Raw genomic sequence first — 23,809 nt, 5'->3', positions numbered from 1 at the left:
CGGTTCATGGCAACGACGCGTACGACTGAGACGGTGTTCGTCTACGGAACACTGACCGACCCCGATCGGGTCGAAGCCGTTCTCAGGAGCCTCCCGAACGCGGAGTACGAGCTCGGCTCGGCGGCCATCCTCGAGGGGCTTCACCGGGTCGAGGGCGAGTACCCGACGCTGGCACCCGGCGACCGTATCGAGGGCCGACTCCTCTCGGTCGACGAGCGCGGGCTCGAGGCCCTCGATCGGTACGAGGGTGTCGACCGGGGACTGTACGAGCGGATCCCGGTGTCCCGCGAGGACCCGGACGCCGATGAGGTCTGGGTCTACGTCGGCGACCCGGACCGACTCGGGGTCGCCGAACGGGTCGACTGGCCCGACGGCTCCTCGCTCGAGGACCGGGTTCGAACATACGTTTCGAACCGGGATGTCGTGATACGAACGAGCGAATGACGGATGTCTGTCCAGCGTCTGACGACCGATAGACCGCGGCGCCCTCTTGCGGTTTCACTTCCGCTCCGGGTGCATGGGTTTTATGGTGTCTCCACTCGCGACTACAGTCGCAGGTCACACGCCGTGCAATCCTGTATTCCCTGTCGTGTTGCCCCACCGGCAACACAGACTATCGGGTCGAGGGGGTAACCGATACACCTATTCCCGATAGTAAATCCTTACAGTACGTGCCCACTACTCGAGCGTATGCTTCAGTTATCGGATATTCTCGAGGCGGAAGATCGGGTTCGCGAGACCTCCAGACGGACGCCGTTGCAGTACTCGTACACTTACTCGTCGATGACCGACGCCGAGGTTCACCTGAAACTCGAGAACAGCCAGCGAACGGGCGCGTTCAAGATCCGCGGCGCGACCAACCGGATCGCGACGCTGTCGCCCTCGGAGAAGGAAGCGGGCGTCGTCACCGCAAGCGCGGGCAACCACGCCCAGGGGGTCGCCCTCGCCGCGACCCGGGCCGGTGTCGACGCGACGATCGTCATGCCCCAGCACGCCCCGATCTCGAAGGTCAAGGCGACCAGAAACTACGGCGCCGAGGTCGTCCTCGAGGGGACCGACTACAGCGAGGCCGCCGACCGAGCCCACGGGATCGAACGCGAGGAGGGCCGGACCTACCTCCACGCTTTCGACGACGAGGACGTGATGGCCGGCCAGGGGACGATCGGCCTCGAGATTCTCGAGGACTGTCCCGACGTCGATACCGTCGTCGTCCCGATCGGCGGAGGCGGGCTCATCAGCGGGATCGCGACGGCGGTCAAGGGAAAGAAACCCGACGCGCGCGTTATCGGTGTCCAGGCCGAGGGCGCCTCGAGCGCCGCCCCCTCCCTCGAGAAGGGCGAGCGGGTTTCGCTGGACGGCGTGGACACGATTGCGGACGGGATCGCCACCCGCAGCGTCGGCAAACGGACGTTCCCCTACATTCAAGAGCGGGTCGACGAGGTCGTCACGGTGTCCGATCCCGAGATCGCGATGGCGATCGTCCACCTGCTCGAGCGATCGAAGACGGTGGTCGAAGGGGCGGGTGCGGTGCCGCTTGCGGCCGTCCTCTTCGAAAAGTTCGACTACGACGAGGGCGAGACGATCGTCCCCGCGCTGTGTGGCGGCAACATCGACCTCAACACCCTCAGCAACGTCATCGTCCGCGGGCTGGTCGAGACGGGCCGGTACCTCAAGATCCGGACGGTACTCAAGGATCGTCCGGGCTCCCTCGAGGAGCTGCTGGCGATCCTGACCGCCCACCAGGCGAACATCTACGCGATCCACCACGATCGGACCTCGAGGGACGTCGAGATGAGCGACACCGAGGTCGAGATCGAACTCGAGATGCGGGGCACCGACCACGTCGAGCGGTTCCTCGCGGATCTGCGCGACGAGGGGTACGAGGTCGACGTCCTCGCGTAGGATCGAACGGAGTAAGGGCAACGCGACGGATGCTCGAGTGAGAACCGATGACGGGCTCCTCGACCAACGGCTTCTTCGGCCTCTCGCGGCGGGCCAAGTCCGCGCTGCTGTGGGGACTCGTCGGCGCGCTCGCCTTCCTGGTGCTCGTCCAGGGGTACGCCCTGTTCGTCGAACCGCTCGTGACGATGGGACAGGGTGCGCTCGTTGCCGTCCTCGTCGGTATCGGTGCGGGGATCGGCAGCTATCTGCTCGAGTATCGTATCGCCGCCTGGACGTCTCGGCGCGCGGAGTGACCGCGTCTCGTAACAGTTAAACGACGGACGCGGTTAGGATAACCCGAGCCAGGATGGCCGAACGGTAAGGCGCACGCCTGGAAAGCGTGTTCCCTTTGGGATTCTGGGTTCAAATCCCAGTCCTGGCGTTTTTCGCGTTTCACACCGACGAGCGGCGCGTAGCGACGCGAGTCAATCGAACGCGAAAAACGGCGGCGAAGGGATTTGAATCAGGCCGAGGTTCTGCGAGCAAGGCGAGCAGGTTCTCGGACGTGGTTCAAATCCCAGTCCTGGCGTATTTTGCCACGAGCAAACCGCGAGTGGCAAATACCCGACGACTGGATTTGAACACGCAACTCGCAGCGGCGAGCGAAGCGAGCCGACCGTCTTGCACCTGTTCAAATCCCGGTCCCGGCGTATTCTGCCGCGAGCAAACCCTCGAGCGACAGCAGCCCGACCGCTCTGCTCTCGAGCACCCCCTCTCGAGTCACGATCGAGCGCTACTGTTCGATTTCGACCGGGCTGTCGCAGGCGATCCAGCGGTCCGGATCGGCACACTCGCGGACCTCGAAGAACCCGTCCTCGCTGAACCGTGCTTCGTACTCCGAATCCTCGTTCGATTGCATACGCGTCTCGAGCACGAGAGCCGTGATGAGTACGAGGGACGTACCGAGTTCGATCGGCGGGAAACCGACGCTTGGGCGACCGTTTCGCGGGGCGGAACGATCGGCGATCGAGTCTCGAGCGGGGCGTATTTGCCGGTTCGGAACGTAATCGCTCGTATGTGCGGCCGCTATACCCTGTTCATCGACCGAGAGGAACTCGAGGAGCGCTTCGACGCCCGCTTTCCCGACTCGGAGTCGCCGTTCGAGCCGCGGTACAACGCGGCGCCGGGCCAAGAGCTACCGGTGATCACGAACGAGGCACCCGAGGAGTTCCGCCGGCTCGAGTGGGGGCTGATCCCGTCGTGGGCCGACGACGACAGCGGCGGGCTCATCAACGCACGCGCGGAGACGGTCGACGAGAAGCCGAGCTTTCGGGCGGCCTACGAGTCTCGGCGGTGTCTCGTCCCGGCCGACGGGTTCTACGAGTGGGTCGAGACGAAGGAGGATGAGCGAATCGGAGATTCGCGATCCTCGTCGGATCTCCGATCTGACGGTGGGAAACAGCCCTACCGGGTCGCCTTCGAGGACGACCGTCCGTTCGCGATGGCGGGACTGTGGGAACGCTGGGTGCCCGAGACGACCCAGTCCGGGCTGGACGCGTTCGGCGGCGGCCTCGAGGACGAGACGGACGAGGGACCCCTCGAGACGTTTACGATCGTCACGACCGAGCCCAACGATCTGGTCGCACAGCTCCACCACCGGATGGCGGTGATCCTCGAGCCCGGCCGGGAGCGGGAGTGGCTAACCGCGGACGATCCGCAGTCGTGTCTGCAGCCGTATCCGGGCGACGACCTGCGAGCCTACCCGGTGTCGACGGCGGTCAACGACCCGAGCACGGACGAGCCGTCGCTGGTCGAACCGGTCGACCCGTGAGGGCTGACACGTAAGCACTTAAATATAGCCAAGGTATCGGACCGTTCCGGCGTCGGTAGCTGTGATATTCTGTCGCACGACCCGGCTCCATCCCTCCGCAGTACCGTGTTTTTGGCCGTCATGCCGGAAACGGCTCGAGTGCGTCGACGGGATCGATAACGGTGCATTTATGTAGAAGGACAATCAATGAATCGGCTGACTATGAGCCAGCGAATGCAGCAGGGACAGCCGATGATCGTGATGAGCGAGGACTCCCAGCGCGTCAAGGACCAGGACGCGCAGGACTACAACATTCGTGCCGCTCGAGCGGTCGCCGAGGCCGTTCGCTCGACCCTCGGCCCGAAGGGAATGGACAAGATGCTCGTCGACTCGATGGGATCGGTAACGATCACCAACGACGGCGTCACCATCCTCCGGGAGATGGACATCGACAACCCGACGGCCGAGATGATCATCGAGGTCGCCGAGACACAGGAAGACGAGGCCGGCGACGGCACGACCACTGCGGTCGCGATCGCGGGTGAGCTCCTCAAGAACGCCGAGGACCTCCTCGAGCAGGACATCCACCCGACGGCGATCATCAAGGGCTTCCACCTCGCGAGCGAGCAGGCCCGCGAGGAGATCGACGACATCGCCACCGACGTCGACACCAGCGACGAGGAGCTCCTGCGCTCGGTCGCGGAAACCTCGATGACGGGTAAGGGTACCGAGGTCAACAAGGAGCACCTCGCCCAGCTCATCATCGACGCGATCAGCCAGGTCACCGTCGAGAACGACGAGGGCGACAACGTCGTCGACCTCGAGTTCCTCAACATCGAGACCCAGACCGGCCGCAGCGCCGGCGAGTCCGACCTGCTCGAGGGCGGTATCGTGGACAAAGACCCCGTCCACGACAACATGCCGACCGAGGCGGAAGACGCCGACATCCTCCTGCTGAACACGCCGATCGAGGTCGACGAGGCCGACGTCGACACCGAAGTTTCGGTCACCGATCCCGACCAGCTCCAGAAGTTCCTCGACCGCGAGGAGAAACAGCTCAAGGAGAAGGTCGACCAGATCGCCGACCTCGGCGCCGACGTCGTCTTCTGTCAGAAGGGCATCGACGACCTCGCCCAGCACTACCTCGCGAAGGAGGGCATCCTCGCCGTCCGCCGCGCGAAGAAGTCCGACCTCGAGTTCCTCAAGGAAGTCGTCGGCGCGAACATCGTCTCCGACCTGGCGAACGCGACGAGCGACGACCTCGGCTACGGCGACGTTACCCGCGACGAGGAGGACGAGCTGTTCTACGTCGAGGGCGAGGACGCCCACGGCGTCACGCTCCTGCTGCGCGGCTCGACCGACCACGTCGTCGACGAGCTCGAGCGCGGCGTCAACGACGCGCTCGACGTCGTCGCCCAGACCGTCTCCGACGGTCGCGTGCTGGCCGGCGGCGGCGCCATCGAGGTCGAACTCGCCTCGCGGCTCCGTGACTACGCCGACAGCGTCTCCGGACGCGAGCAGCTGGCCGTCGAAGCCTTCGCCGACTCGCTCGAGCTCGTTCCGCGCGTGCTCGCCGGAAACGCCGGCCTCGACTCCATCGACACGCTCGTCGACCTGCGTGCAGCCCACGACGACGGCGACATGACGGCCGGCCTGAACGTCCTCTCGGGCGACGTCGAGGACACCTTCGAGGCTGGCGTCGTCGAGCCGGCTCACGCCAAGGACCAGGCCGTCACCTCTGCTGCCGAGGCCGCGAATCTCGTGCTCAAGATCGACGACATCATCTCCGCCGGCGACCTCTCGACAGACAAGGGCGGCGACGAAGAGGGCGCCCCCGGCGGCGGCATGGGCGGCATGGGCGGTATGGGTGGCATGGGCGGCGCGATGTGAAGTAGGCCGTCAGCGCCCCCTCACTCGTCCGAACCACGTACCGCTCGTCACCGATCACACTCCGATTTTTTCGAACGTATCACCGACGAGGCGTCCATAGCGCTTTACGCTGGCGCGTCGAGGCGTCGCTATGGCATCGCCACGTGTCCTCCTGAAGACCGCCGCGTTCTCGGTCGTCGTTCCGGGTACCGTCGCGGGCCTCATTCCGATGCTGTTGGCCCGACGCGATCAACTCGCGTTTCCCGTTCCGGCGGGCGTCGCTCGAGCGACAGGTATCGGTTCTCTCCTCGCGGGCATCCTCCTGTATCTCCACACCGCGTGGCGGTTTTCAGAACACGAGGGGACGCCGTCACCGACCGACGAGCCGGAGGAGCTGGTGACGAGCGGCGTCTACAGCTACGTCCGGAATCCGATGTACGTCGCCGTTCTCCTGTGTCTCGGCGGACAGGCCCTGCTGTACCGATCGGTGCTCGTCGCCTGGTGGGCCGCGGGCTGCTGGCTCGGCTTTCACAATCGCGTACTCGAGTACGAGGAGCCCCACCTGGCGGCGAAACACGGCGAGGTCTACGAGCGGTACCGGGAACGGGTGCCGCGGTGGGTTCCGCGGCGACCGTGAGGGGGCGGCAGGCCGGTGAACTATTGGGCTCGACGGAGTACAACGAGTATGGCATATCAAACGACCATCGGCTGGTCGCTGTTCTCTTCGGGTATCGTCACGCTCATCCTCAAGGTCATGCCCGGCGATTCGCTCTGGTGGGGGCTGTTGTTGCTCGCGCTCGGGGCGATCATCCTCTATATTCGGTGACGAACGGGAGCGAGTGACGCGTCACCCCGACTCGAACCGGTGAACGTTTACGATCCGAAACGGTAGCGGGTCGTCAGTGAGTACCCACGACGACGAGACCCCGTTCGACGCCTATCGGGAGGCGGTCGACCGACCGCTCTCGCGGCTCTTTCGCGAGTACGCGCCCGGCCGCCTCGGCTGGTTCTCGGCGGGGATGCTCGCCAACTTCGTCGCGCGAATGGCGAGTCTCGTGCCGCCGCTGATCCTCGGGGTCGCCATCGACGCGGTCTTTCTCGACGAGGGGCCGTTCGAACTGCCGATCGTCCCCGACGCCTGGCTGCCGACCGAGAGCGCCGAGCAGTTCTGGTTTACGGTCGTCGCCATCGCCGGCTCGTTTCTCGTCGTCGCCGTCTTCACCTGGATCTACGGCGTCACGGCCAACCTGTTCGCCCACGACGTGATGCACGCCGTCCGGGTCGAGAGCTTCGAGAAGATGCAACGGCTCGACACGGCCTTCTTCGACGAGAAACAGACCGGTGAAGTCATGGCCGTGCTGAACAACGACACCCAGAATCTCGAGCGATTTCTGGACGACGCGCTGATGAACTCGGCGCGCCTGCTGGTGATGGTCGGCGGCATCGCCGGCGTCCTCTTCTACCTCAACTGGCAGCTGGCGTTCGTGACGCTGTTTGCGATCCCCGCGATGGTCGCCTTCACGATCTGGTTCATGCGAGCCGCCGAACCCCGCTACGTCAGCCAGCGCTCGGCCGTCGGCCGGCTGAACACCCGCCTCGAGAACGCCATCTCAGGAATGGGGCTGACGAAGGCGACCTCGAGCGAGGCCCACGAGGTCGACCGCGTGCGCCGATCCTCGCGGAACTTTTTCGATCGCACGATGGCCGTGTTGAAGCTGAGCTACGTCTACCGGCCGGGGATGGAGCTGCTCGCGGGGATCGCCTTCGCCGGAACCTTCCTCGTCGGCGGGCTCTGGCTCACGACCGGGACCGCACCCGGCCCGCTGACGGGGACGCTCTCGGTCGGCGACTTCGTCGTCTTCCTCTTTCTGACCCAGCGGATCGTCGACCCGCTCGCGGAGGTGTCGAACATCGTCGACCAGTACGAGAACGCCAAGGCCTCGAGCGAGCGCGTGTTCGGGCTGATGGACATCCCGGTCCACGTCGCCGACCCGGAGGATCCGGTCGCCCTCGAGCCCGTCGAGGGCCGGGTCGCGTACGACGACGTCTCCTTCAGCTACGCCGACACCGAGCACGCCGACGCCGGCGGGGATCCAGACGCGGCGTTCGAGGAACCCGTCCTTGAGAACGTCTCCTTCGAGGCGAAGCCGGGCGAGACGGTAGCGTTCGTCGGTCCGACCGGGGCCGGGAAGTCGACGCTGCTGAAACTCCTGTTGCGGCTCTACGATGTCCAGGAGGGATCGGTGCGGATCGACGGTCACGACGTTCGCGACGTCGCCCTCGCCGACCTTCGGTCGGCCGTCGGCTACGTCAGCCAGGACACGTTCCTCTTCGACGGGACGATCGCCGAGAACGTTCGGTACGGCCACTTCGAGGCGTCCGACGACGCGGTTCGGGACGCCGCAAGGGCAGCGCAGGCCCACGAGTTCATCAGCGAGCTTCCCGAGGGGTATGAGACCCGCGTCGGCGAGCGCGGCATCAAGCTCTCGGGCGGCCAGCGCCAGCGAGTCGCGCTCGCCCGGGCCGTGCTGGCCGACCCCGAGGTACTCATCCTGGACGAGGCGACCAGCGCCGTCGACACGAAGACCGAACTCGAGATCCAGCGATCGATCGACCGGCTCACCGAGGATCGGACGACACTGGCGATCGCACACCGCCTATCGACGATCAAGGACGCCGACCTGATCCTCGTCCTCGAGGACGGTCGGGTCGTCGAACGGGGAACGCACGAGGAGCTGCTCGAACGGGACGGCACGTACGCGCGGCTGTGGGCGGCCCAGGCTGGCGACCGCGAGCGAGCGGCCGAGGCGCTGCTCAAGGGCGGCGACTGAAAACGAGTCCGTCAGGCGTCCTCGATCTCGAGTTCGAACTGCTCGTTCTCGGAGACGGCGTTGAGGACGACGCTCGTGTTCGACGCTTTGATGTCCGGATCGGTCAGAAGCTGTTTGATCTGGTCGTTCATCCCGTCGGTGTCTTTGAACTTGCCGATGGCGATGACGTCGTAGTCGCCGGTGACCTCGTAGACGCTGGTCATCTGTCGGTGGTCCCGAAGCGTGTCCGTGATGTCGGGGAGGGCGTTCCCTTCGACCTGCAGCTGGATGACGGCGGTGACGTCGTAGCCGACCGCGTCGTAGTTGACTCGCGGCGTGTACCCCTGGATAACGCCCTCGTCCTCGAGATCCGAGAGGTGGTTCGAGACCGTCGTCACCGAGACGTCGAGCTCCTCCGCGAGGCTCCGGAGGCTCGCCCGCCCGTCGCCCAGCAGGGCGTTTACTAGCTTTGCGTCGAGATTTTCGTAGGTCATCACATAATTCCTCACATCCCGCCCTTTAGAAGTTTACGAACATCCAACTGCGGGCCGTAGACGAGTGATTTGCTCGAACCAGTGAGAATTAGTAATGGGGATGCCCGGAGAGCGAGCCGAGAAAGCTAACAAGCGGGAACATCCACGCTTCTTATCCCGAACGCACTGCGCGACGTCGCTCAGAGTTCGGTCGAACGGAGAAACGGCGCCTCGTCGCGCAGAACGGGGGCGCGACGTTAGTTCGCCGCCTGCCGGAACGTGGTGACCGGGGATCGCGTTGTGGCGAATGCGGGAAGGCCAACGACGACTGCGCCGCCGATCAGTCCGACGAGGAACCAGACGGGATGGCTGTCGACGACGAGCAGCGTCAGGGCGATTCCCCCGAGCAGACTCGATCCGAGCACGGCTGGGAGCGCCCCTCGAAGCGTCCGGTCCCAGGGCTCCCGCGGCGGCGTCGCGTACCGCCAGGCGAGCATGCCACCGATCGACCCGCCGAACAGGGCGGCGGCATCGGTTCGGCCGTCGGTCACCAGCGCGAGTAACGCCAGGACGACGCCGACCGCGAAGACGGCGGTCGTGGCCGCGTAGTTGCCTCGAGTCCGCATCCGACGTCGGATCGCTAGCATCGCCGCGACGTATCCGAGACCGACCAGCGTACCGACGACGACGTCGACGGGGAAGTGGACGCCGACGACGACCCGCGAGAGCGAGACGAGGCCGACCATCGCGACCGCGGTTGCGATTCGCTGGCGCCGCGTCCCGACGTCGAGCTCGAGCGCGAGCATCGTCCAGATCACGACTGCGGCCATCGCGTGGCCGCTCGGAAAGCTCGAGGTGCTGATCTCGACGGCGGGGGCGTAGACGAGCGCGACCGGCAGGGGGAGTGACTCAACCGCGACCGCAGGGTCGACGCCGGGCCGTGGCGTCTCGAAGTACCCCTTGAGCCCGATCATGACGGCGTAACACCCCAGCACGATCCCGATCCAGGAGGCGAACCGGCGAGGGTCGAGATACCAGAACGCGAGGACGACCGCTGGCGCGACGAACCAGACGCTGCCGAGATGAGAGAGAAAGGCGACGAGAAACGCCAGCCACTCAGGGAACGCATCTCTGACGGCTTCGACCCGCGCCGACTCGAACCACATCGGGAGCACCTACAGCGGACGGGAGGTTATAATCAACGGTCAGTCCGGTTCGGGCTGTTCTCAGGACCGTCGCTCGCCGATCGCGTTTCGGATGCGGCCGGGAACGCCGAGGACGGTGAGGCCGGCACCGAGCAACACCATCAGGACGTACAGCCCGAGCGTCGAGGTAAAGACGACCAGTAGCGCCAGGATCGCCCAGCCCCCGCTGAGAAAGTAAAACGCCGCGATCGACATCGCCGTTCCGTACAACAAGACGAGGTAGGGACCCCAGCCGTGGGCGTGGCCGCGTCGCACCCGACGACGGACGTACCGCTTCAGTTCGGCCTCGAGCGGCTCCTTCTCGACGGTGCGTCGCTCGACCGACGTCTCGAACTCGTCGACCCGGTCGCGGAGCCGTTCGATCTCCTCGCGGAGCGCGTCGGCGTCGTCCGCCCGATCGCGAGTGCGGGCGCTCGAGTACGTCCTCGTCCGATCCGCATCGTCCGGATCCGGACGATCTCTCGTGGTCCCCTCGTCGGCACCCGTGGCGTCGTCAGTCATCGCTTCTGTCGAAAGCTGTCGAGGGCGGGGACTTTGTAGCTGCCGATCCAGTTCCCGATCCGCGAGCACCGCGTTGAGGGTCGCCCCGAAGACGAGGATGATCGCTCCGGCGTACAGCCAGACGAGAACGAGAAAGACGGCACCGAGCGCTCCGTAGACGGCGTACTGTCCGGCGAGGCCCGCGTACAGCGAGAACGCGCGACTGAGGACGAACCATCCCACCGCCGCGAGGAGCGTTCCGGGAAGCGCCTCGCGAACGTCGACGTTCGCGTCGGGAAAGATCAGGTACAGCGGCAGGAAGGCGGCGATCAGCCCCAGTACGACGAACAGCGGGCCGAGGACGAGGTGTCCGGTAAAGGGGACGAATCGAACCGCCAGCTCGATACCGGTGACGATCGAGAGCCCGATCACGATCGCGGCGGCGGCGATCGTCGCGTCCCAGAACGTATCGACCAGCGACTTCGAAGCCACGGTACCGTACACCGACGAGAAGGCGCGATCGAGGCCACGGAACACGCGGCTCGATCCCCAGAGCAGGCCGAGCGCCCCGACGACGGTCGCTCCCTGTTGGCCGGTCTCGTCGACGATCGTCTCCGTGAGAAGTGCCTGGGCCGACGGCGTCAGCACGTCCTCGGTCGTGTCGGTCACCTGCGCCGCGAGCGCTTCCCCGCCGATCGAGGCCGCAAGCGCCAGCGAGAGCAGTGCTAACGGCGCGAGCGAGAGAAACGCGTAGAAGGCGACCCCGGCCGCCAGAAGCGTCAGTTGCTCCTGTCGGGCCAGTCGGACGAGCCGTGTTCCGAGCTCGTGCGCGCGGCTGTAGTCGAGCACAAGGGTACGTTCGGGTTGAACTCAAATATGCGGTCGTGTGGCACTGGCCTGCAGCGCCTGCCGAAACGGACGGTTGGCGTTCGGTTCGACGGACGAATTGGGACCGCGTCGGACTACTCCAGCGAATCCGCAGTCGCCGCTCGGATCTCCCCGACGGAGGCGTCGGTCTTGAACGTTGTCCCGCCGTAGTGGGCTCTCGAGGCGTCGTAACCGGCTTCCCGTAGATCGGCGAGGAAGTCGTCCATCGCGTTGGCTGGGAGCCCCCAGTTGCGACAGAGCTTGTGCTGGTCGTAGTGGGTCGGTTCGTCGAGTTCGGTCTCGAGCGTCTCGCACAGCTCTCGAGCCTTTCCGGCGGTGCCGAACGACTCGGGAACGCGCTCGCGAACGTCGGCGACGAACGCCCGGTCGCGGATCGGACCGAGCCAGACCGGACCGGCGACGAGGATTCGGGTGCCGTTACAGTGCGGACAGCGCTCGAGCGGATCGGCGATCAGCCCCGGACTCGCCTCGCGGTAGAGACAGTCCTCGCAGTGAGAGAGGGAGCCCAGTTCCTCGAGGGCGGCGTCGGCCGCGGTGGGTTTGTGCTCGAGTTCGAGGTAGGTCCGGACGTAGTGGCTCGTCGCGTGGGTCAGGATCGGCTCGACGCCGACGTCAAAGCGGGCCCCGCTTCTCGCGAGCGCCGACAGCAGGATCCGAACGCCCATCTCAGCGTGGTAGTCGGTGTTCTGTGGCACCGCGGAGTAGGACCGGACGCCGCTGTTGAAGTGGGCGCCACACAGCGGTGCCGTGTCTGTCGCGGTCACACAGACCAGATCCCGGCAGTTCGCGAACGCGGCGTCGGCGAACGGCATCGGCGTCCCGTAGGGATCGAGGTCGATCACGTCGAAGACGTCCTCGTGCATGAGGGCGTTGACGTCGCGGTTGCGAACGGTCGCCTCGCAGCCGTTTCGCTCGAGGTTCCCTCGGGCGAGGGAGACGGCCTCCTCGTCGACGTCACAGCAGGTGACGTCCCAGCCGTCCGCGGCGGCGCGCGTCCCGCGAACGCCGCTCGCGGTCATCGCGTCGAGGTACGACTCGGCGCGCGGTTCGCGCTCGCGGTAGGCCCGCAGCGTCGCGATCGTCAGATCCCGGTTCAGCTCCTGTCGCGGGTTGTAGAACACCGACTCCTCGATCCCCTCGGTCTGTTCGCCGGGGACCTCGAGTTCGACTCCGCCCTCGGTGACGCGCATACCGTCTCTCGTCCGCGGAGATCGAAAAAGCGCGTGATCTTCCGTCGGGCTCGCGGGCTCTCGCACGGGAATGGTGAATGGTACCAACACCCAATAGGTAGGAAATCTGAAAATTTATCACGCGGACCGAACGTGATAGCGTATGGAACGACAACCGCTCACCCGGCGACAGTTCACAACGACTGCCGCGGCCCTGACCGCAGTCGGACTCGCCGGCTGTTCGGACGACGACGAGAACGGTGACAACGGCGACGACGACACGTTCGAGACGGACGACCCCGGCGCCCTCACGCTCTTCTTCGAGACCGAGGACGGCGAGCCGGTTTCGACCGGGTTCAGCGTCCTGATCGAACACGACGAGGAGGACTACAGCTCCACCCACGCCGAAGAGATCGAGGACGGCGAACTCTCGGACGTCAACCTCCTCCACGAGGGCGAGTACACGATCACTGTCGAAAGCGAGGACGGCGAGTTCGACGACGTCGAGGAGACCGTCACGCTCGAGGAAGCGGAAGACGAGGAGGAGACGCTCGTCCTCGAGGGCGCGACGCCCGACTCCGAGGTCGAAGACGAGGAAGACGGCGAAGACGAAGCGGATGACGAAGAAGAGGAGACCGACGATGAGAACGGTGAAGCAGACGACGAGGACGATGAAGACGAGGCGGGCGACGAAACCGACGACGAGGACGAGTAGCACGTCCCTCCCGCGCGCCGAAGCTCTTTCTCGGTTTCTTTCGGACGCTGAGCGACGCTTTCGTCGACGAGGTCGCGTTCTTTCCATCGACGGGATCCGTGTTCTCTCATCGGTCGAGGGGCCGACACCGATCGATGCTCGAGCCGATTCTCCGGTCGGTCCCGGACGAACAACCAAACCGATTTGACGGTCCGTTCCCGAATTCCGGACGTGTCGGAAGCGAACCCCGTCGAGCGCTGGCAGGCCCGGCTCGAGGAGACCGGCGAGCTCACGCCGGAGATCGTCGACCGGGTCTCAACGATCCACGGCGACCGCGGGGTTCGCGCCATCGAGGCGGTCGGCGAACACCGCGTGAAGTCCTACCGCGACTTTACGATCGTCGTCGGCTACGACGATGAGTACATCGTCGAGGACGGCGGCTGTACCTGCAAGGACAGCGAGTACAACCTGGACGACGACGATCCCACGGAGCTGTGCTGGCACGCCCTCGCGGTGGCGATCGCCCGTCGCGTCGGCCACGTCGACTACCACGATATGTGGTACTCCGACGTCCGTGAACTGCTCTGAAAACCGCACGTGCGGGGTGGAACCGCTCGTCGGAGTCAGAACTGTTAGTCGGACTCGTTACAGGCCGCGATAATGACCTCCGGATCGTCGATCAGCCGGTTTTCCATGTAGTTTCCCTTCCCCTTGCCCGCCCACTTGCGCTCCTGTTCGATGATCGAGAGGAACTCGAGTTCCGAGAGGATGTCCCGCACCCGCCGGAGCTTCAGGTGATCCGATCGGTCCCGATCGCAGAGGCGCTTGTAGAGGTCGTAGGCCTCGTTGGTCGTCACCGGGGCGTCCTCGCCTTCTTTCTGCTGGGTAAGCAGTGCCATCGCCTCGAGGACGAGCTTCGCGTGACTCGGGCTCTTCGAGATGAGTTCGGCCAGTCGGCTGGTCTCCTCGCGCTCGTGGGCGTGATCGACGCAGGCCTCGGTGACCGCCTCGAGGTCGTCCTCCTCGGCGATCTCGCCGGCAAAGCGGAGGATGTCGATCGCCTTGCGCGCGTCGCCGTGTTCGCGTGCGGCGAGGGCGGCGACGCGGGGGACGACGCCGTCCTCGAGGACGCCGTCGTGAAAGGCGTCCGAACGAGAGCGCAGGATCTCACGGATCTGTGAGGCGTCGTACGGCGAGAAGACGTACTCGCGTTCACAGAGGCTCGACTTGATCCGCTCGTCCAGCGAGTCCTTGTACCGGACCTTGTTCGAGATACCGATGACGCCGACGGTGCTGTCGGTGAGTTTGCCGGATTCGACCGCCCGCGACAGCTGCATCAGGATGTCGTCGTCCTCGATCTTGTCGACTTCGTCCAGGATGATCAGCGCGACGTCGTACTCGGTGTCGACGATTCGCCAGAGCCGCCGGTAGTACTCGGCGGTGCTCAGTCCCGAGTGGGGGATCGAGATCTCCGTCTCGGGCTGATCGTTGAGCTGGTGGGCCGTCGACTGGACGGCCTGGGTTTCCGTCGACTCCTGGAGGCAGTCGACGTAGGCGACGCCGATCGAAATGTCGTTACCCTCGGCGCGGTCGATCGCCTGGTTCGTGATGAACTTCGAACACAGCGACTTGCCGGTCCCGGTCTTCCCGTAGACGAGGACGTTGTTCGGCGTGTTCCCCCGCGTGGCCGGTTTGATCGCGTTCGCGAGGTTCGTCAGCTCGTCCTCGCGACCGATGATGCGGTCGCCGTCGGGGAGGTGTGACACCTGCAGCAGCTCCTTGTTCCGGAAGATCTCGGTTTCGCTGCCGAAGTAGTCCATCGAATCCGACATTCAGCTACTCCGACTATCGGGAGGGGTGGTTTGTAAACGTTCGGAACCGGATTGCCGCTGTAATTCCCTCGGTTTCGTTGTGTCGCGTTCTGAGAAACGGGAACGACACCCCACGATGCCGCTGTATAGGCCGTCCGGGGACTCCGGAGTGCCGCTGTATGAGTGTGTCTCTCGCGGTAAGTTGGTCGGGGGGTGCTCGAGGAAACACCCCACGGTGCCGCTGTATGAACGGGCCTCTCGCAGCGAGACGCTGTGCAGGATGGGATCGAGACCACCCCTCGATGCCGCTGTATCGGCGAGCGGATCGGCGAAGTTTGAGTACCACCGACGACGCTCGAGGGGCCGGCACACACCGGAGTTCTTCTGTATGAGGACAAATCCTTCGATAGACAGTCGTATCCCCTCGGTTCTTACCCCTCGGTGCCGCTGTATAAACACACACACACCCCGGAGTGCCGCTGTAACGGAACGGCGGTAGGGGAGTCGAAACGAAGGGTGCTCGAGAACCGGCGTTCGCGGCGACGCGATAACGGACGCCGACTTCGACTGCTGCGCGATATCGTCGAGGGATACCGGGCAGCCTCCGAAACGGATCGCAGGTGTCTCGAGACGGCCGTCGATAGCCACACAACGAAAGACCCGTCCGACCGCGAGGAACTTCACGGAGACTCCCAGCCCGGACTCAAGTGACGAGTCGGAGGTCGCGACCGAAACGGAACCCGGCCCGAGTCCGAACCCCGGATTCGACTCGAGTCGTCCCCTCGTTCGATACGATCGACCGAAGTAGCGTTCGATACTGCTAATGGACTTTGACTCAGTAATAGTATTTAGGTGTGGTGATATCCGGAGGAAAGAGTCCGGCCGAGCAGATCAGCGTCTTCAGCTGGGAGCTAACAACCCAATTCGCCGGCCGTGGGTCTCGCAACCGCTCGAGAGGCGGTTACCCCTCCACGCAGCGACCGTCCGGTCTTTCACCCCGTTCCCTCTCCGTGAGCTATACAGCGGCAACGCGGGGTGTGTCTCTTCCACTTTCACGTCCTCAGTTGGCTCGCCCACCTGAGTCCACAGGCGGTTCATCGATCTCCGAACGCCTCGAGCGACGACCTTCCTCCTGAGTTCCCGACGATTTCGCTCACGGCCCCGGTTCAGGCAGGCGTCGCCTTCCCCTCGCGCAGTCGTTCGATCGTCTCCCCAACCGTTTCGGCGTCCTCGGGATACGTTCCGTAAACGATCTCGTCCGCGTGGCGTTCGACCCGCCGCGTGACCCCGGCGAGCTGCTCGGGATCGATCTCCGCCCCCGACAGCTGGATCGAAAGCGAGACCTCGAGCCCTGCGAGCCGACGCGCGAACCCGCGGGCCAGCGACTCCACCCAGTAGCTCGTCCCGTAGCCGGGATCACAGAGCGGGACGAGGAAGCCGTCGACGTGAGTCGCGAGCGCCTCCGGCTCGATCCCCGCTCGCTCGTGGAGGCTCCCCGGGTAGGGATCCGGGTACAGCGTTGCGGTTAGCTCGCCGTCCACCCGGCTCGCAGCCTCCGCGACGAAGGCCGTGAGAACGTCGGCTCGCCACGCGTCGCGCTCGTCGAACCCACTTCGTCCGAACCGCCGGTCGCAGCGCTCGCACCGACAGAACCCCGGTCCAGGAAAGCCAAGCGTCGTCAGCCGAACGTCGCCCTCGATTCCTCCCAGCCGCTCGAGCAGCCCCTCGCGGTAGTCGGGATCGGTCGGGCAGACGGTACCCCAGTGATGGCCCTCGGTGTCGGGCGCAGCCCGCGTTCCGTCGGCGTCGACGGCCGCCCGCTCGGGTTCGTCGCGAACCGTCGCCGTGTCACCCCAGCAGGCGACGGAGCTGACCGCCCCCTCGAGTGGCTCCTGCCGACGTCCGTCGACGTACTCCGTGAAGTAGTAGCTTCGGTCGCCGACCCCGGCTCGAGCGAGATCGAGATCGTCTGTAAGGATGGCGTACATGACTCGCAGTGCCGTGCGAACGATCTTAAAACGTTACTCGAGATCGCGAGCTCCGAATCGCTACTGGTCGCTACGGATCTCGACGAAGTTCCGATAGCCACCTTTTTCTCGTTCGGGTCGATTCCGTCGACCGCTCACGGCAAAAATCTGGACCAAAAACCGTCATCCTCCTACCCGGAGTTCGTGGAACCGCTACTGGTCGCTACAGATCTCGACGAAGTTCCGCAGGATTCTCAATCCCGTCTCGCCGCTTTTCTCGGGGTGGAACTGGGTACCGAAGACGTTGCCGGCTTCGTTGGCGACGATTGCGGGAAAGTCGATTTCGTAGTCGGTCGACGCCACCGTGGCGTCCTCGTCGTCGGGAACCGCGTAGTAAGAGTGGACGAAGTAGGCGTATCGGTCGTCGACGGATCCGCCGCTGGCGGATCCGTCCTCTCGTTGGCTCTCTGACTCGACGCCGTCGACTCCATCCACGAGCGGGTGGTCGCGCTCGACCGACAGCTGGTTCCAGCCCATGTGGGGGACCTTCTGGCCCTCGGCGAAGCGGACGTTCGTCCCGGGAATCAGATCGAGACCCTGAACGGCGGACTCGCCCTCGTTCGCCCCCTCCTCGCTGGTCGTCAACAGCATCTGCATGCCGAGACAGATCCCGAACAGCGGCGTGCCGGAATCGGCGACCTCGAGCAGATCCTCCCGGAGCGGGTCGGCGTTTTCGACGCCCTCGCGGAACGCGCCCACGCCGGGGAGAACGACACCATCGGCGTCGGCGAACGCCTCGGGATCGTCGGTGATCTCGACGTCGGCGCCCGCGCGCTCGAGCCCGCGGGTGACGCTGCGGAGGTTGCCGAGGCCGTAGTCGACGACGACGACGTCGGCGAGCGACTGCTGCTGGTCGGACGTGACGGTGCTCATACCCGGACCTGGGTGGGGCGGAAAGAAGTGTATTGCCATTGCCGCAGCATCCCGGGCGGAATCGAGGACGTTCGGGACCGGCGAACGCAGGAACTACGTGCTGGGACCCGTAGCTCCGGTATGGCCGACCGCGAACCAGAAACGGTGGTCCGGGAGTACTACGACGCCGTCGACGACGAACGCTACGACGATCTCGTCGCGCTGTTCGCCGAGGACGTTCGCTACGAGCGCCCGGGACAGGGCGCGATCGAGGGCCGAGCGGAGCTCCGGGAGTTCTACCTCGAGGGGCGCCCGCTCGAGGACGGCAGCCACGAGGTCGACGACCTCGTCGTCGAGGACGGAACGGTCGCCGTGCGGGGGACGTTTTCGGGTCGACAGGACGGCGAGGACGTCGCCTTCGCCTTCGCGGACTTCCACGAGTTCGAGGACGGGACGATCGCACGGCGCTACTCGTTTACGGACCGCGACGAGGTGTAGCGCCGGAAGCGAACGTGGTATCGGAAAACCGAAACTGAAACCTGCACGTTTTGCCGAGCCGGCAACAGGCAGTTTCCACGCCCTCCCCAACCGATTCGTTCGCTCACAGGTCGTTCCTCCCCGTTCGCTCACTCATCCACTGTCAGAGCACGCTCTGACAAGCCTTCGTTCACGCTATTCACGAAGACCTCGCACAGTTCGGCCGATAGCTCGCTGTTCGCTCGCTATCGGCCGGCGCGCGCCACCGCAGCGTGGCCTGATCGATAGCGTGACCCGATCAATAAGGCGACCACTGTCGACGACTGAAGTGGAACGAGATCTCAGAAGCCGTCGAGACGCGTCTGGCCGCCCTCCGACCCGTCGACGTCCGCGAGCTCCGCAGCGCGCTGGAGGGCATCGGCGAACGTCTCCTCCTGGCTGCGGTCGTACAGCGTCGCCGCGGGGTGGACACAGATCAGCAGTCGACGCGGCGTTCCCTCGATGCGGACCTCCTCGACGGAGCCGGCCTCCTTCGTCACCGACACCGATCGGCCGAGCAGGTGTTCGGTCGGCACCTTTCCGAGCGTGACGATCACGTCGGGATCGAGCCGATCGATCTCCGTCTCGAGGTAGCCTCGGCAGTTCTCGAGTTCCTCTCTCGTCGGGTCGCGGTTCTCCGGAGGGCGACAGCGCACGCAGTTGGTGATCCGGACGGTGTCGCGGTCCAGGCCGACCGTTCGCAGCTTATCGTCGAGCACGGAGCCGCTTCGCCCGACGAACGGCTCGCCCTGTTCGTCCTCGTTTGCCCCGGGTCCTTCGCCGACGAACAGCACGTCGGCGTCCTCGGGACCGGTGCCGTTGACGATCCGACTCCGCGACTCGACGAGTTTCGGACACCGGGTACACTCGGTGACACAGAGATCCTCCATCGTTCCCATAGCCGTCCCTCAGACGGCTTCCTACTACGCCTTTCGGGTCGCAGCTGCCGGTCGACGAATCGAGGACCGATAGCCGGCGGCTAACGGCCCCCTCACCCGCCGTGGACGAGCGAGTCCGCGTACGCGTCGGCCGCTCGAGCAGCCTGTCGGGCGACCCGGATCGGCTCCGGGCGCCCGCCCTCGGGGGTGAAGTCGCGAACGACGTCGGCCGCCTCGTCCGACTCGAGGCCGACGCTGCGGACGTACACCGTCTCGTCGTTCACCGAGACCGGACGTCGCTCGGGAAGCCGACGATACCGCTCGAGACGCTCCTCGAGCGCCGCTCCGGAGAAGGCGTCCTCGAGACCGGCCTCGAGTCCCTCGCTCTCCTCGAAGGTAACGGCGAGAACCGGTCGCTGGGCGTGTTCGTACACTGCCGAAAGATCGAGAACGTTGTACCAGGCGGGCGCGACGGCGCCGATCAGCACGTACCGAACGTCGGGGCGACCGAGGTCGTCGACGAGCCGGCAGATAGCCTCGGTCACGTCGGTGTCACCCACGGTACAGCTGCGGTAGCCGACGCCGTCTACGACGCGGTCGGCGCGGACGACGGTACCGGCGACCGTGCTCCGACCCCGTTCACTCGGAGCGTCCGATTCGACGCGGAACGACTCGGCGACGCCGAGCGCCCGCGTCCCGGCCTTCATTCGGGGTCGTCCTTGATCTCCTCGAGTCGATCGAGCAGCTCGTCGCTCGAGGCGCCGTTCTCGAACTCGATCGAGCCGTGGTGATGGTTCTGTTCCGACTGGACGGCGTCATCATCATCAAAATCGGCGTCGACCTCCTGTTGTTCGGACTCGTCGTAGCTCCCGAATCCCATACAGTGTCACATTCGAGAGCGGAACTGAAAAGTCTCGGGGTGACCCCACCTTCAATCCCCTTAAACAGCACATATCCGGGCCAACGTCGTTCCCGCGGGGCGTTCCGACGACGCCACAGTTGCGCCCGCTCCGAGGGAGGACATTCACGGATCCGGCAGTACCGTTTTGCCGTCGGCTCACGACCGACTCCGTATGGAGGTCTACCACGTCACTGAGGACGCCGAGACGTTCACCTGCAACGCCTATCTGGTCGTCGGCGAGCGAACGACGCTGGTCGACGCCGGCTCGTGGGACGGCATCGGCGAGGCGATCCGCGAGCACACCGACGAACTCGACGCCGTCGCGATGACCCACCAGCACGGCGATCACGTCGAGCAGCTCGAGGCCGTCTGCGAGGCGTTCGACCCCGAGGTGTACGCCTACGACCACCACCCGGAACGAGACCACGCGATCGAGGACGGGGACACGATACAGATCGGCGACGAGGAGTTCGACGTCGTCTACACGCCCGGCCACTCGGACGACCACGTCTCGTTCGTCTCCGAGACGACGCTGTTCTCCGGCGACGTGGTCGTCCACGACGACGGCGCCTTCGACTACGGCAGCTTCGGCCGCACCGACATGGCCGGCCAGTCCCGCGAGCGACTCATCGAGAGCATCGAAGACCTCCTCGAGCGCATGCCCGAGGGTGTCGAGTACATGTACGCGGGCCACGGCGGGGTCTTCCACGGCGACGTGCGCGACGTCGTCGAGACGGCCCTCGAGCGAGCGGAGAAGCGGGAGCCGAAGTATCCCGACGAGTAGCATCCGCGAGCGACTGAAGGGAGCGAGCGGCTTTTTGGTCCAGATTTTTCCGCGAGCGGTTCGCGACTGCAAGGAGCGAATCCGAGCGAAAAAAGGTGGGTCTGAGACGGCCCTCGAGCGAGCGGAGACGCGGGAGCCGAAGTATCCCGACGAGTAGCATCCGCGAGCGACTGAAGGGAGCGAGGGACGAACGACCGAACTCTCAGGGCTTCCAGACGACGGTTACTACGTCGTCCTCCCGCTCGAGCGTCTCGTGTGCGTAGCCGCGCTCCTCGAGCTTCGGGAAGAGAAACTGCGGGACGCGGTCGTTTCGCTGGACGAGCACCGTCTCGTCGGGAAGCGCGGCGAGTCGCTCGAGGGTCCGCTGGAGGGGCTCCGGCGGTCCGAGCGACCGAACGTCGAGGTGGTCGGTCGGCCGATCGGTCGGGGCACTGGTTTGGTCGAGGACGTCGACGCGTGACTCCATGTTCGAACGGTCGTGCCGACGGTACCAGACGTTCGTGCCGAACGAGTTCGGGCGGACGGCCCTCGCCGTCCGCCGACCCCTATCAGTCCCCGTCAGCCGGTTCGTTTCGGGAACGTCGCCTCGAACTCGTCGGACGCGACCCGTTCGACGGTGTAGTCGTCCGGATCGAACGAGTCGACCTCCGCCTGGAACTCGTAGAACAGCGGCTTCGGTTCGTGGTCGTTGACGATCGTGAGCGATTCGCCGACCTCGAGATCCTCGAAGGCCTCGTGGATCATCGGGTGGCGCTCCGGCGGCGGAACCTCCCTGACGTCGAGTCGTGTCATACGGGTAGAGCTCCGGGCTCCGGTCGTATCGATATTCGTCCGAACCCGTTCGGGAAGGATAAAAACGGCGTTCGAAGCGCCAGTCGTATTTTAAAGCGATGGCCGTGTCCCCGAACCGAGCCGTCCGCTCAGGGACGTTCGATCAGCACGTGCCACTCGTTCTCGCCGGACCGTTCGGTCTCGAACGACAGCCCGCGTTCATCGAGCATCCCGTACAGCGGCACCGGTTCGAACCCCGCGATCAGCCGCAGTCGCTCGCTGGCCTCGAGGGCGTCCAGTGTGTCGGAGATCCGTCCGAACGGCGGACCGTCGATCTCGCGAACGTCGAGCGTCGTCTCGGTCGTGGTCGTTCCCATACGCGACCGATAGCACGTGCCTCAAGGACGACGTTCGTGCGAACAGGTTCGACTGCGCCTCCAGGCGGTCTCCCTCCCGCCTTGAGCCGGTCCCCCACCCACCCCGAGCCGATCGTGCTCCCGCTCCGAACCGGTCGTCTCCACTCGAGCATCGCGAGGTCCCTCGTTCCGCAACCCGACGGCGACCGCCGAACTGGTTCGGGAGCAGGGCGACGGTCGCCCGGTTCGAACGACGAGGTATGAGCACGATTCCGGACGGGTTGCGGACCGATCGGACGCCGCCGATCTCGATCCCGCTCCAGCACTTTCTGGTCGGGCTCTGCTTTCTCGTCGTCGGGATCGTCGCGGGAACCGTCCTGTCGGTCACCGCGCTGCCGGGACTGGCCGACGTCGCCCAGCTCCACCTGCTTCTGGTCGGCTGGATCGCGCTGACCATCATGGGCGCGATGACGCAGTTCGTCCCCGTCTGGTCCGGCGTCGCGCTCCACTCGAGGCGGCTCGCGACGGCGCAGCTCTGGCTGGTCGCGGGCGGACTGGCCGGCTTCGCGGCCGCCCTCGGCACCGGATCGGTCTCGCTCCTGCCGATCGCCGCGGGACTCTTGCTCGCCGGCGTGTGGCTCTTCGTCTACACGATCGGCCGAACCCTGCTGCGGGCCCGACCGCTCGACCGAACGGAGCGACACTTCGCGTTCGCCCTCTTCTGTTTCGCCGCGCTCGCCCCGCTCGGAACGCTGCTCGCGGCCTCGTTCTCGACGTCGGTGGTCGAGCCCCTCCCGGTTACGCGAGGCGGTATCCTCCTCGCTCACGCGACCGTCGCGCTCTACGGCGCCGTCCTCGTGACGATCGCCGGCGCACTGTCACAGCTCGCGACCATGTTCACCCGGACCGAGTACGCGACGATTGATCGTCGACTTCTCGGACTCGAGGAACTCGCCCTCTACGTCGGAGTGGCGGCGCTTGCCGTCGGCCGCGGGGCCGGCCTCGAGACCCTCGCTCGCGTCGGCGCGCTGGCGGTGCTCGTCGGTGCGGCCGCGCTGGGGCTCGTGATCGCTCGAGCGCTGTTCCGGTCGACCGTCGAGCGAAGCCCGATGACCGCACGGTACTGGGTCGTCGTCGGATCGCTGCTCGCCTGGGCCGTCCTCGCCGCGCCGGCGTGGTGGCGCGATCCGACTGGCCAGGCGGGACTGTTCGGCGCGCCGGGAACGACCGACCTGCTCGTCATCGGCGTGTTCGGCTTCGTCGTCGTCGGCACGCTCTACCACGTGATCCCGTTTATCGTCTGGCTCGAGCACTACAGCGATCGGATCGGGCTCGAGCCCGTTCCGACGATCGACGACCTCTACTCGAGCCGGCTCGAGCGCGCCGACTTCGGGCTCACGCTCGCCGGCTTCCTCGTCCTCGCGGTCGCTGGCTCGCTCTCACTGCCAACCTGGCTCACCGCGGTCGGCGGCGCCCTCGCGAGCGTCGGGGTCGCGCTCTTCGCCGCTAATATGGTGTGGACACTCCGCCGACACGGTCCCGGCGGCGTCGGCGACGTCGTCCGCGGAACCGGTAGCGATTCGGAGCCCGACGCGACCGAGGTCGACCGCGTCGGCGATTAAGTCTCCGGACGA

The 23,809-nt window shown here is 65.6% G+C and carries 27 protein-coding genes and 1 tRNA gene; 14 read left to right on the top strand and 14 right to left on the bottom strand.

The window, feature by feature from the left end; genetic code table 11:
* Positions 1-6 precede the first annotated feature (6 nt).
* The 4 genes from ACFEMD_RS01460 to ACFEMD_RS01445 all read left to right on the top strand — a co-directional run bounded on the left by ACFEMD_RS01460 (position 7) and on the right by ACFEMD_RS01445 (position 2,323).
* Positions 7-444: a gamma-glutamylcyclotransferase family protein gene (locus tag ACFEMD_RS01460; RefSeq protein WP_394739106.1), complete on the top strand. Its 438-nt coding sequence runs from the start codon at positions 7-9 to the stop codon at positions 442-444.
* 246 nt (positions 445-690) lie between these two features.
* Positions 691-1,902: a threonine ammonia-lyase gene (ilvA, locus tag ACFEMD_RS01455; RefSeq protein WP_394739105.1), complete on the top strand. Its 1,212-nt coding sequence runs from the start codon at positions 691-693 to the stop codon at positions 1,900-1,902.
* A gap of 47 nt (positions 1,903-1,949) precedes the next feature.
* Positions 1,950-2,195: a hypothetical protein gene (locus ACFEMD_RS01450; protein ID WP_394739104.1), complete on the top strand. Its 246-nt coding sequence runs from the start codon at positions 1,950-1,952 to the stop codon at positions 2,193-2,195.
* Between the two features lie 47 nt (positions 2,196-2,242).
* A tRNA-Ser gene (locus tag ACFEMD_RS01445) sits at positions 2,243-2,323 on the top strand.
* A 351-nt stretch (positions 2,324-2,674) separates the two neighbouring features.
* Here the strand turns inward: ACFEMD_RS01445 and ACFEMD_RS01440 are convergent.
* Positions 2,675-2,800 carry a hypothetical protein gene (locus ACFEMD_RS01440; protein ID WP_394739103.1) on the bottom strand — a complete coding sequence of 42 codons (126 nt, stop codon included), beginning with the start codon at positions 2,798-2,800 and terminating at the stop codon, positions 2,675-2,677.
* Between the two features lie 156 nt (positions 2,801-2,956).
* Between ACFEMD_RS01440 and ACFEMD_RS01435 the strand changes: the two genes are divergently transcribed.
* From ACFEMD_RS01435 to ACFEMD_RS01415, 5 genes are all read left to right on the top strand, one after another.
* On the top strand, positions 2,957-3,712 hold the full coding sequence (locus ACFEMD_RS01435; protein WP_394739102.1) for an SOS response-associated peptidase: 756 nt from the start codon (positions 2,957-2,959) through the stop codon (positions 3,710-3,712).
* Between the two features lie 201 nt (positions 3,713-3,913).
* Positions 3,914-5,581 carry a thermosome subunit beta gene (gene thsB / locus ACFEMD_RS01430; protein ID WP_394739101.1) on the top strand — a complete coding sequence of 556 codons (1,668 nt, stop codon included), beginning with the start codon at positions 3,914-3,916 and terminating at the stop codon, positions 5,579-5,581.
* A gap of 130 nt (positions 5,582-5,711) precedes the next feature.
* Positions 5,712-6,197, top strand: coding sequence for a methyltransferase family protein (locus ACFEMD_RS01425; protein WP_394739100.1), 486 nt, complete (start codon positions 5,712-5,714; stop codon positions 6,195-6,197).
* 48 nt (positions 6,198-6,245) lie between these two features.
* Positions 6,246-6,386, top strand: coding sequence for a hypothetical protein (locus tag ACFEMD_RS01420; protein WP_293032105.1), 141 nt, complete (start codon positions 6,246-6,248; stop codon positions 6,384-6,386).
* A gap of 76 nt (positions 6,387-6,462) precedes the next feature.
* Positions 6,463-8,391, top strand: coding sequence for an ABC transporter ATP-binding protein (locus tag ACFEMD_RS01415; RefSeq protein ID WP_394739099.1), 1,929 nt, complete (start codon positions 6,463-6,465; stop codon positions 8,389-8,391).
* Between the two features lie 11 nt (positions 8,392-8,402).
* Here the strand turns inward: ACFEMD_RS01415 and lrp are convergent, their stop codons facing one another.
* From lrp to ACFEMD_RS01395, 4 genes are all read right to left on the bottom strand, one after another.
* Positions 8,403-8,864, bottom strand: a complete 462-nt coding sequence (gene lrp, locus ACFEMD_RS01410; protein ID WP_394739098.1) for an HTH-type transcriptional regulator Lrp — start codon at positions 8,862-8,864, stop codon at positions 8,403-8,405.
* 236 nt (positions 8,865-9,100) lie between these two features.
* Entirely contained in the window at positions 9,101-10,009 is a 909-nt protein-coding gene (locus tag ACFEMD_RS01405) for a phosphatase PAP2 family protein (protein WP_394739097.1), read from the bottom strand.
* A gap of 60 nt (positions 10,010-10,069) precedes the next feature.
* Positions 10,070-11,377, bottom strand: coding sequence for a YihY/virulence factor BrkB family protein (locus tag ACFEMD_RS01400; protein ID WP_394739096.1), 1,308 nt, complete (start codon positions 11,375-11,377; stop codon positions 10,070-10,072).
* A gap of 113 nt (positions 11,378-11,490) precedes the next feature.
* Positions 11,491-12,606: a tRNA (guanine(26)-N(2))-dimethyltransferase gene (locus tag ACFEMD_RS01395; protein ID WP_394739095.1), complete on the bottom strand. Its 1,116-nt coding sequence runs from the start codon at positions 12,604-12,606 to the stop codon at positions 11,491-11,493.
* Positions 12,607-12,748: 142 nt separating this feature from the next.
* Here ACFEMD_RS01395 and ACFEMD_RS01390 point away from each other — a divergent pair, with 142 nt between their 5' ends.
* Complete coding sequence (locus ACFEMD_RS01390) at positions 12,749-13,300, top strand: S-layer protein (RefSeq protein WP_394739094.1); 552 nt, start codon at positions 12,749-12,751, stop codon at positions 13,298-13,300.
* Positions 13,301-13,510: 210 nt separating this feature from the next.
* Positions 13,511-13,867: a hypothetical protein gene (locus ACFEMD_RS01385; RefSeq protein WP_005552983.1), complete on the top strand. Its 357-nt coding sequence runs from the start codon at positions 13,511-13,513 to the stop codon at positions 13,865-13,867.
* 44 nt (positions 13,868-13,911) lie between these two features.
* Here the strand turns inward: ACFEMD_RS01385 and ACFEMD_RS01380 are convergent, their stop codons facing one another.
* The 3 genes from ACFEMD_RS01380 to hisH all read right to left on the bottom strand — a co-directional run bounded on the left by ACFEMD_RS01380 (position 13,912) and on the right by hisH (position 17,990).
* A complete protein-coding gene (locus ACFEMD_RS01380; protein WP_394739093.1) occupies positions 13,912-15,111 on the bottom strand; it encodes a Cdc6/Cdc18 family protein in 1,200 nt (399 codons plus the stop codon).
* A gap of 1,145 nt (positions 15,112-16,256) precedes the next feature.
* On the bottom strand, positions 16,257-17,078 hold the full coding sequence (locus ACFEMD_RS01375) for a hypothetical protein (RefSeq protein WP_394739092.1): 822 nt from the start codon (positions 17,076-17,078) through the stop codon (positions 16,257-16,259).
* Between the two features lie 192 nt (positions 17,079-17,270).
* Entirely contained in the window at positions 17,271-17,990 is a 720-nt protein-coding gene (hisH, locus tag ACFEMD_RS01370; RefSeq protein ID WP_394739091.1) for an imidazole glycerol phosphate synthase subunit HisH, read from the bottom strand.
* A 120-nt stretch (positions 17,991-18,110) separates the two neighbouring features.
* Between hisH and ACFEMD_RS01365 the strand changes: the two genes are divergently transcribed.
* The gene (locus ACFEMD_RS01365) at positions 18,111-18,467 is read left to right on the top strand and encodes a nuclear transport factor 2 family protein (RefSeq protein ID WP_394739090.1); all 357 of its coding nucleotides are present in this window, start codon (positions 18,111-18,113) and stop codon (positions 18,465-18,467) included.
* Between the two features lie 320 nt (positions 18,468-18,787).
* Here ACFEMD_RS01365 and ACFEMD_RS01360 read toward each other — a convergent pair whose 3' ends face one another.
* The 3 genes from ACFEMD_RS01360 to ACFEMD_RS01350 all read right to left on the bottom strand — a co-directional run bounded on the left by ACFEMD_RS01360 (position 18,788) and on the right by ACFEMD_RS01350 (position 20,243).
* The gene (locus ACFEMD_RS01360; RefSeq protein WP_394739089.1) at positions 18,788-19,384 is read right to left on the bottom strand and encodes a uracil-DNA glycosylase; all 597 of its coding nucleotides are present in this window, start codon (positions 19,382-19,384) and stop codon (positions 18,788-18,790) included.
* 92 nt (positions 19,385-19,476) lie between these two features.
* A complete protein-coding gene (locus tag ACFEMD_RS01355) occupies positions 19,477-20,070 on the bottom strand; it encodes an endonuclease dU (RefSeq protein ID WP_394739088.1) in 594 nt (197 codons plus the stop codon).
* Positions 20,067-20,243 carry a DUF5786 family protein gene (locus ACFEMD_RS01350; RefSeq protein WP_278290878.1) on the bottom strand — a complete coding sequence of 59 codons (177 nt, stop codon included), beginning with the start codon at positions 20,241-20,243 and terminating at the stop codon, positions 20,067-20,069. Before ACFEMD_RS01350 ends, ACFEMD_RS01355 begins: the two co-directional genes overlap by 4 nt.
* Before the next feature lie 193 nt (positions 20,244-20,436).
* Between ACFEMD_RS01350 and ACFEMD_RS01345 the strand changes: the two genes are divergently transcribed.
* Entirely contained in the window at positions 20,437-21,048 is a 612-nt protein-coding gene (locus ACFEMD_RS01345) for an MBL fold metallo-hydrolase (protein WP_394739087.1), read from the top strand.
* A gap of 202 nt (positions 21,049-21,250) precedes the next feature.
* Here ACFEMD_RS01345 and ACFEMD_RS01340 read toward each other — a convergent pair whose 3' ends face one another.
* The 3 genes from ACFEMD_RS01340 to ACFEMD_RS01330 all read right to left on the bottom strand — a co-directional run bounded on the left by ACFEMD_RS01340 (position 21,251) and on the right by ACFEMD_RS01330 (position 22,196).
* Positions 21,251-21,514, bottom strand: a complete 264-nt coding sequence (locus ACFEMD_RS01340; RefSeq protein ID WP_394739086.1) for a DUF2249 domain-containing protein — start codon at positions 21,512-21,514, stop codon at positions 21,251-21,253.
* A gap of 92 nt (positions 21,515-21,606) precedes the next feature.
* Complete coding sequence (locus tag ACFEMD_RS01335; protein WP_394739085.1) at positions 21,607-21,840, bottom strand: DUF2249 domain-containing protein; 234 nt, start codon at positions 21,838-21,840, stop codon at positions 21,607-21,609.
* Between the two features lie 128 nt (positions 21,841-21,968).
* Positions 21,969-22,196, bottom strand: a complete 228-nt coding sequence (locus tag ACFEMD_RS01330) for a DUF2249 domain-containing protein (protein WP_394739084.1) — start codon at positions 22,194-22,196, stop codon at positions 21,969-21,971.
* Positions 22,197-22,435: 239 nt separating this feature from the next.
* On the opposite strand from ACFEMD_RS01330, the gene ACFEMD_RS01325 reads away from it, so the two are divergent.
* Positions 22,436-23,797: a hypothetical protein gene (locus ACFEMD_RS01325; RefSeq protein WP_394739083.1), complete on the top strand. Its 1,362-nt coding sequence runs from the start codon at positions 22,436-22,438 to the stop codon at positions 23,795-23,797.
* The last annotated feature ends 12 nt before the right edge of the window (positions 23,798-23,809 follow it).

Origin of the sequence: Natronococcus roseus (assembly GCF_043677095.1) — an archaeon.
Lineage (GTDB): Archaea > Halobacteriota > Halobacteria > Halobacteriales > Natrialbaceae > Natronococcus > Natronococcus roseus.
Note: the sequence above shows the minus strand (reverse complement) of the source record. Positions and strands in the feature narration are given on the sequence as shown.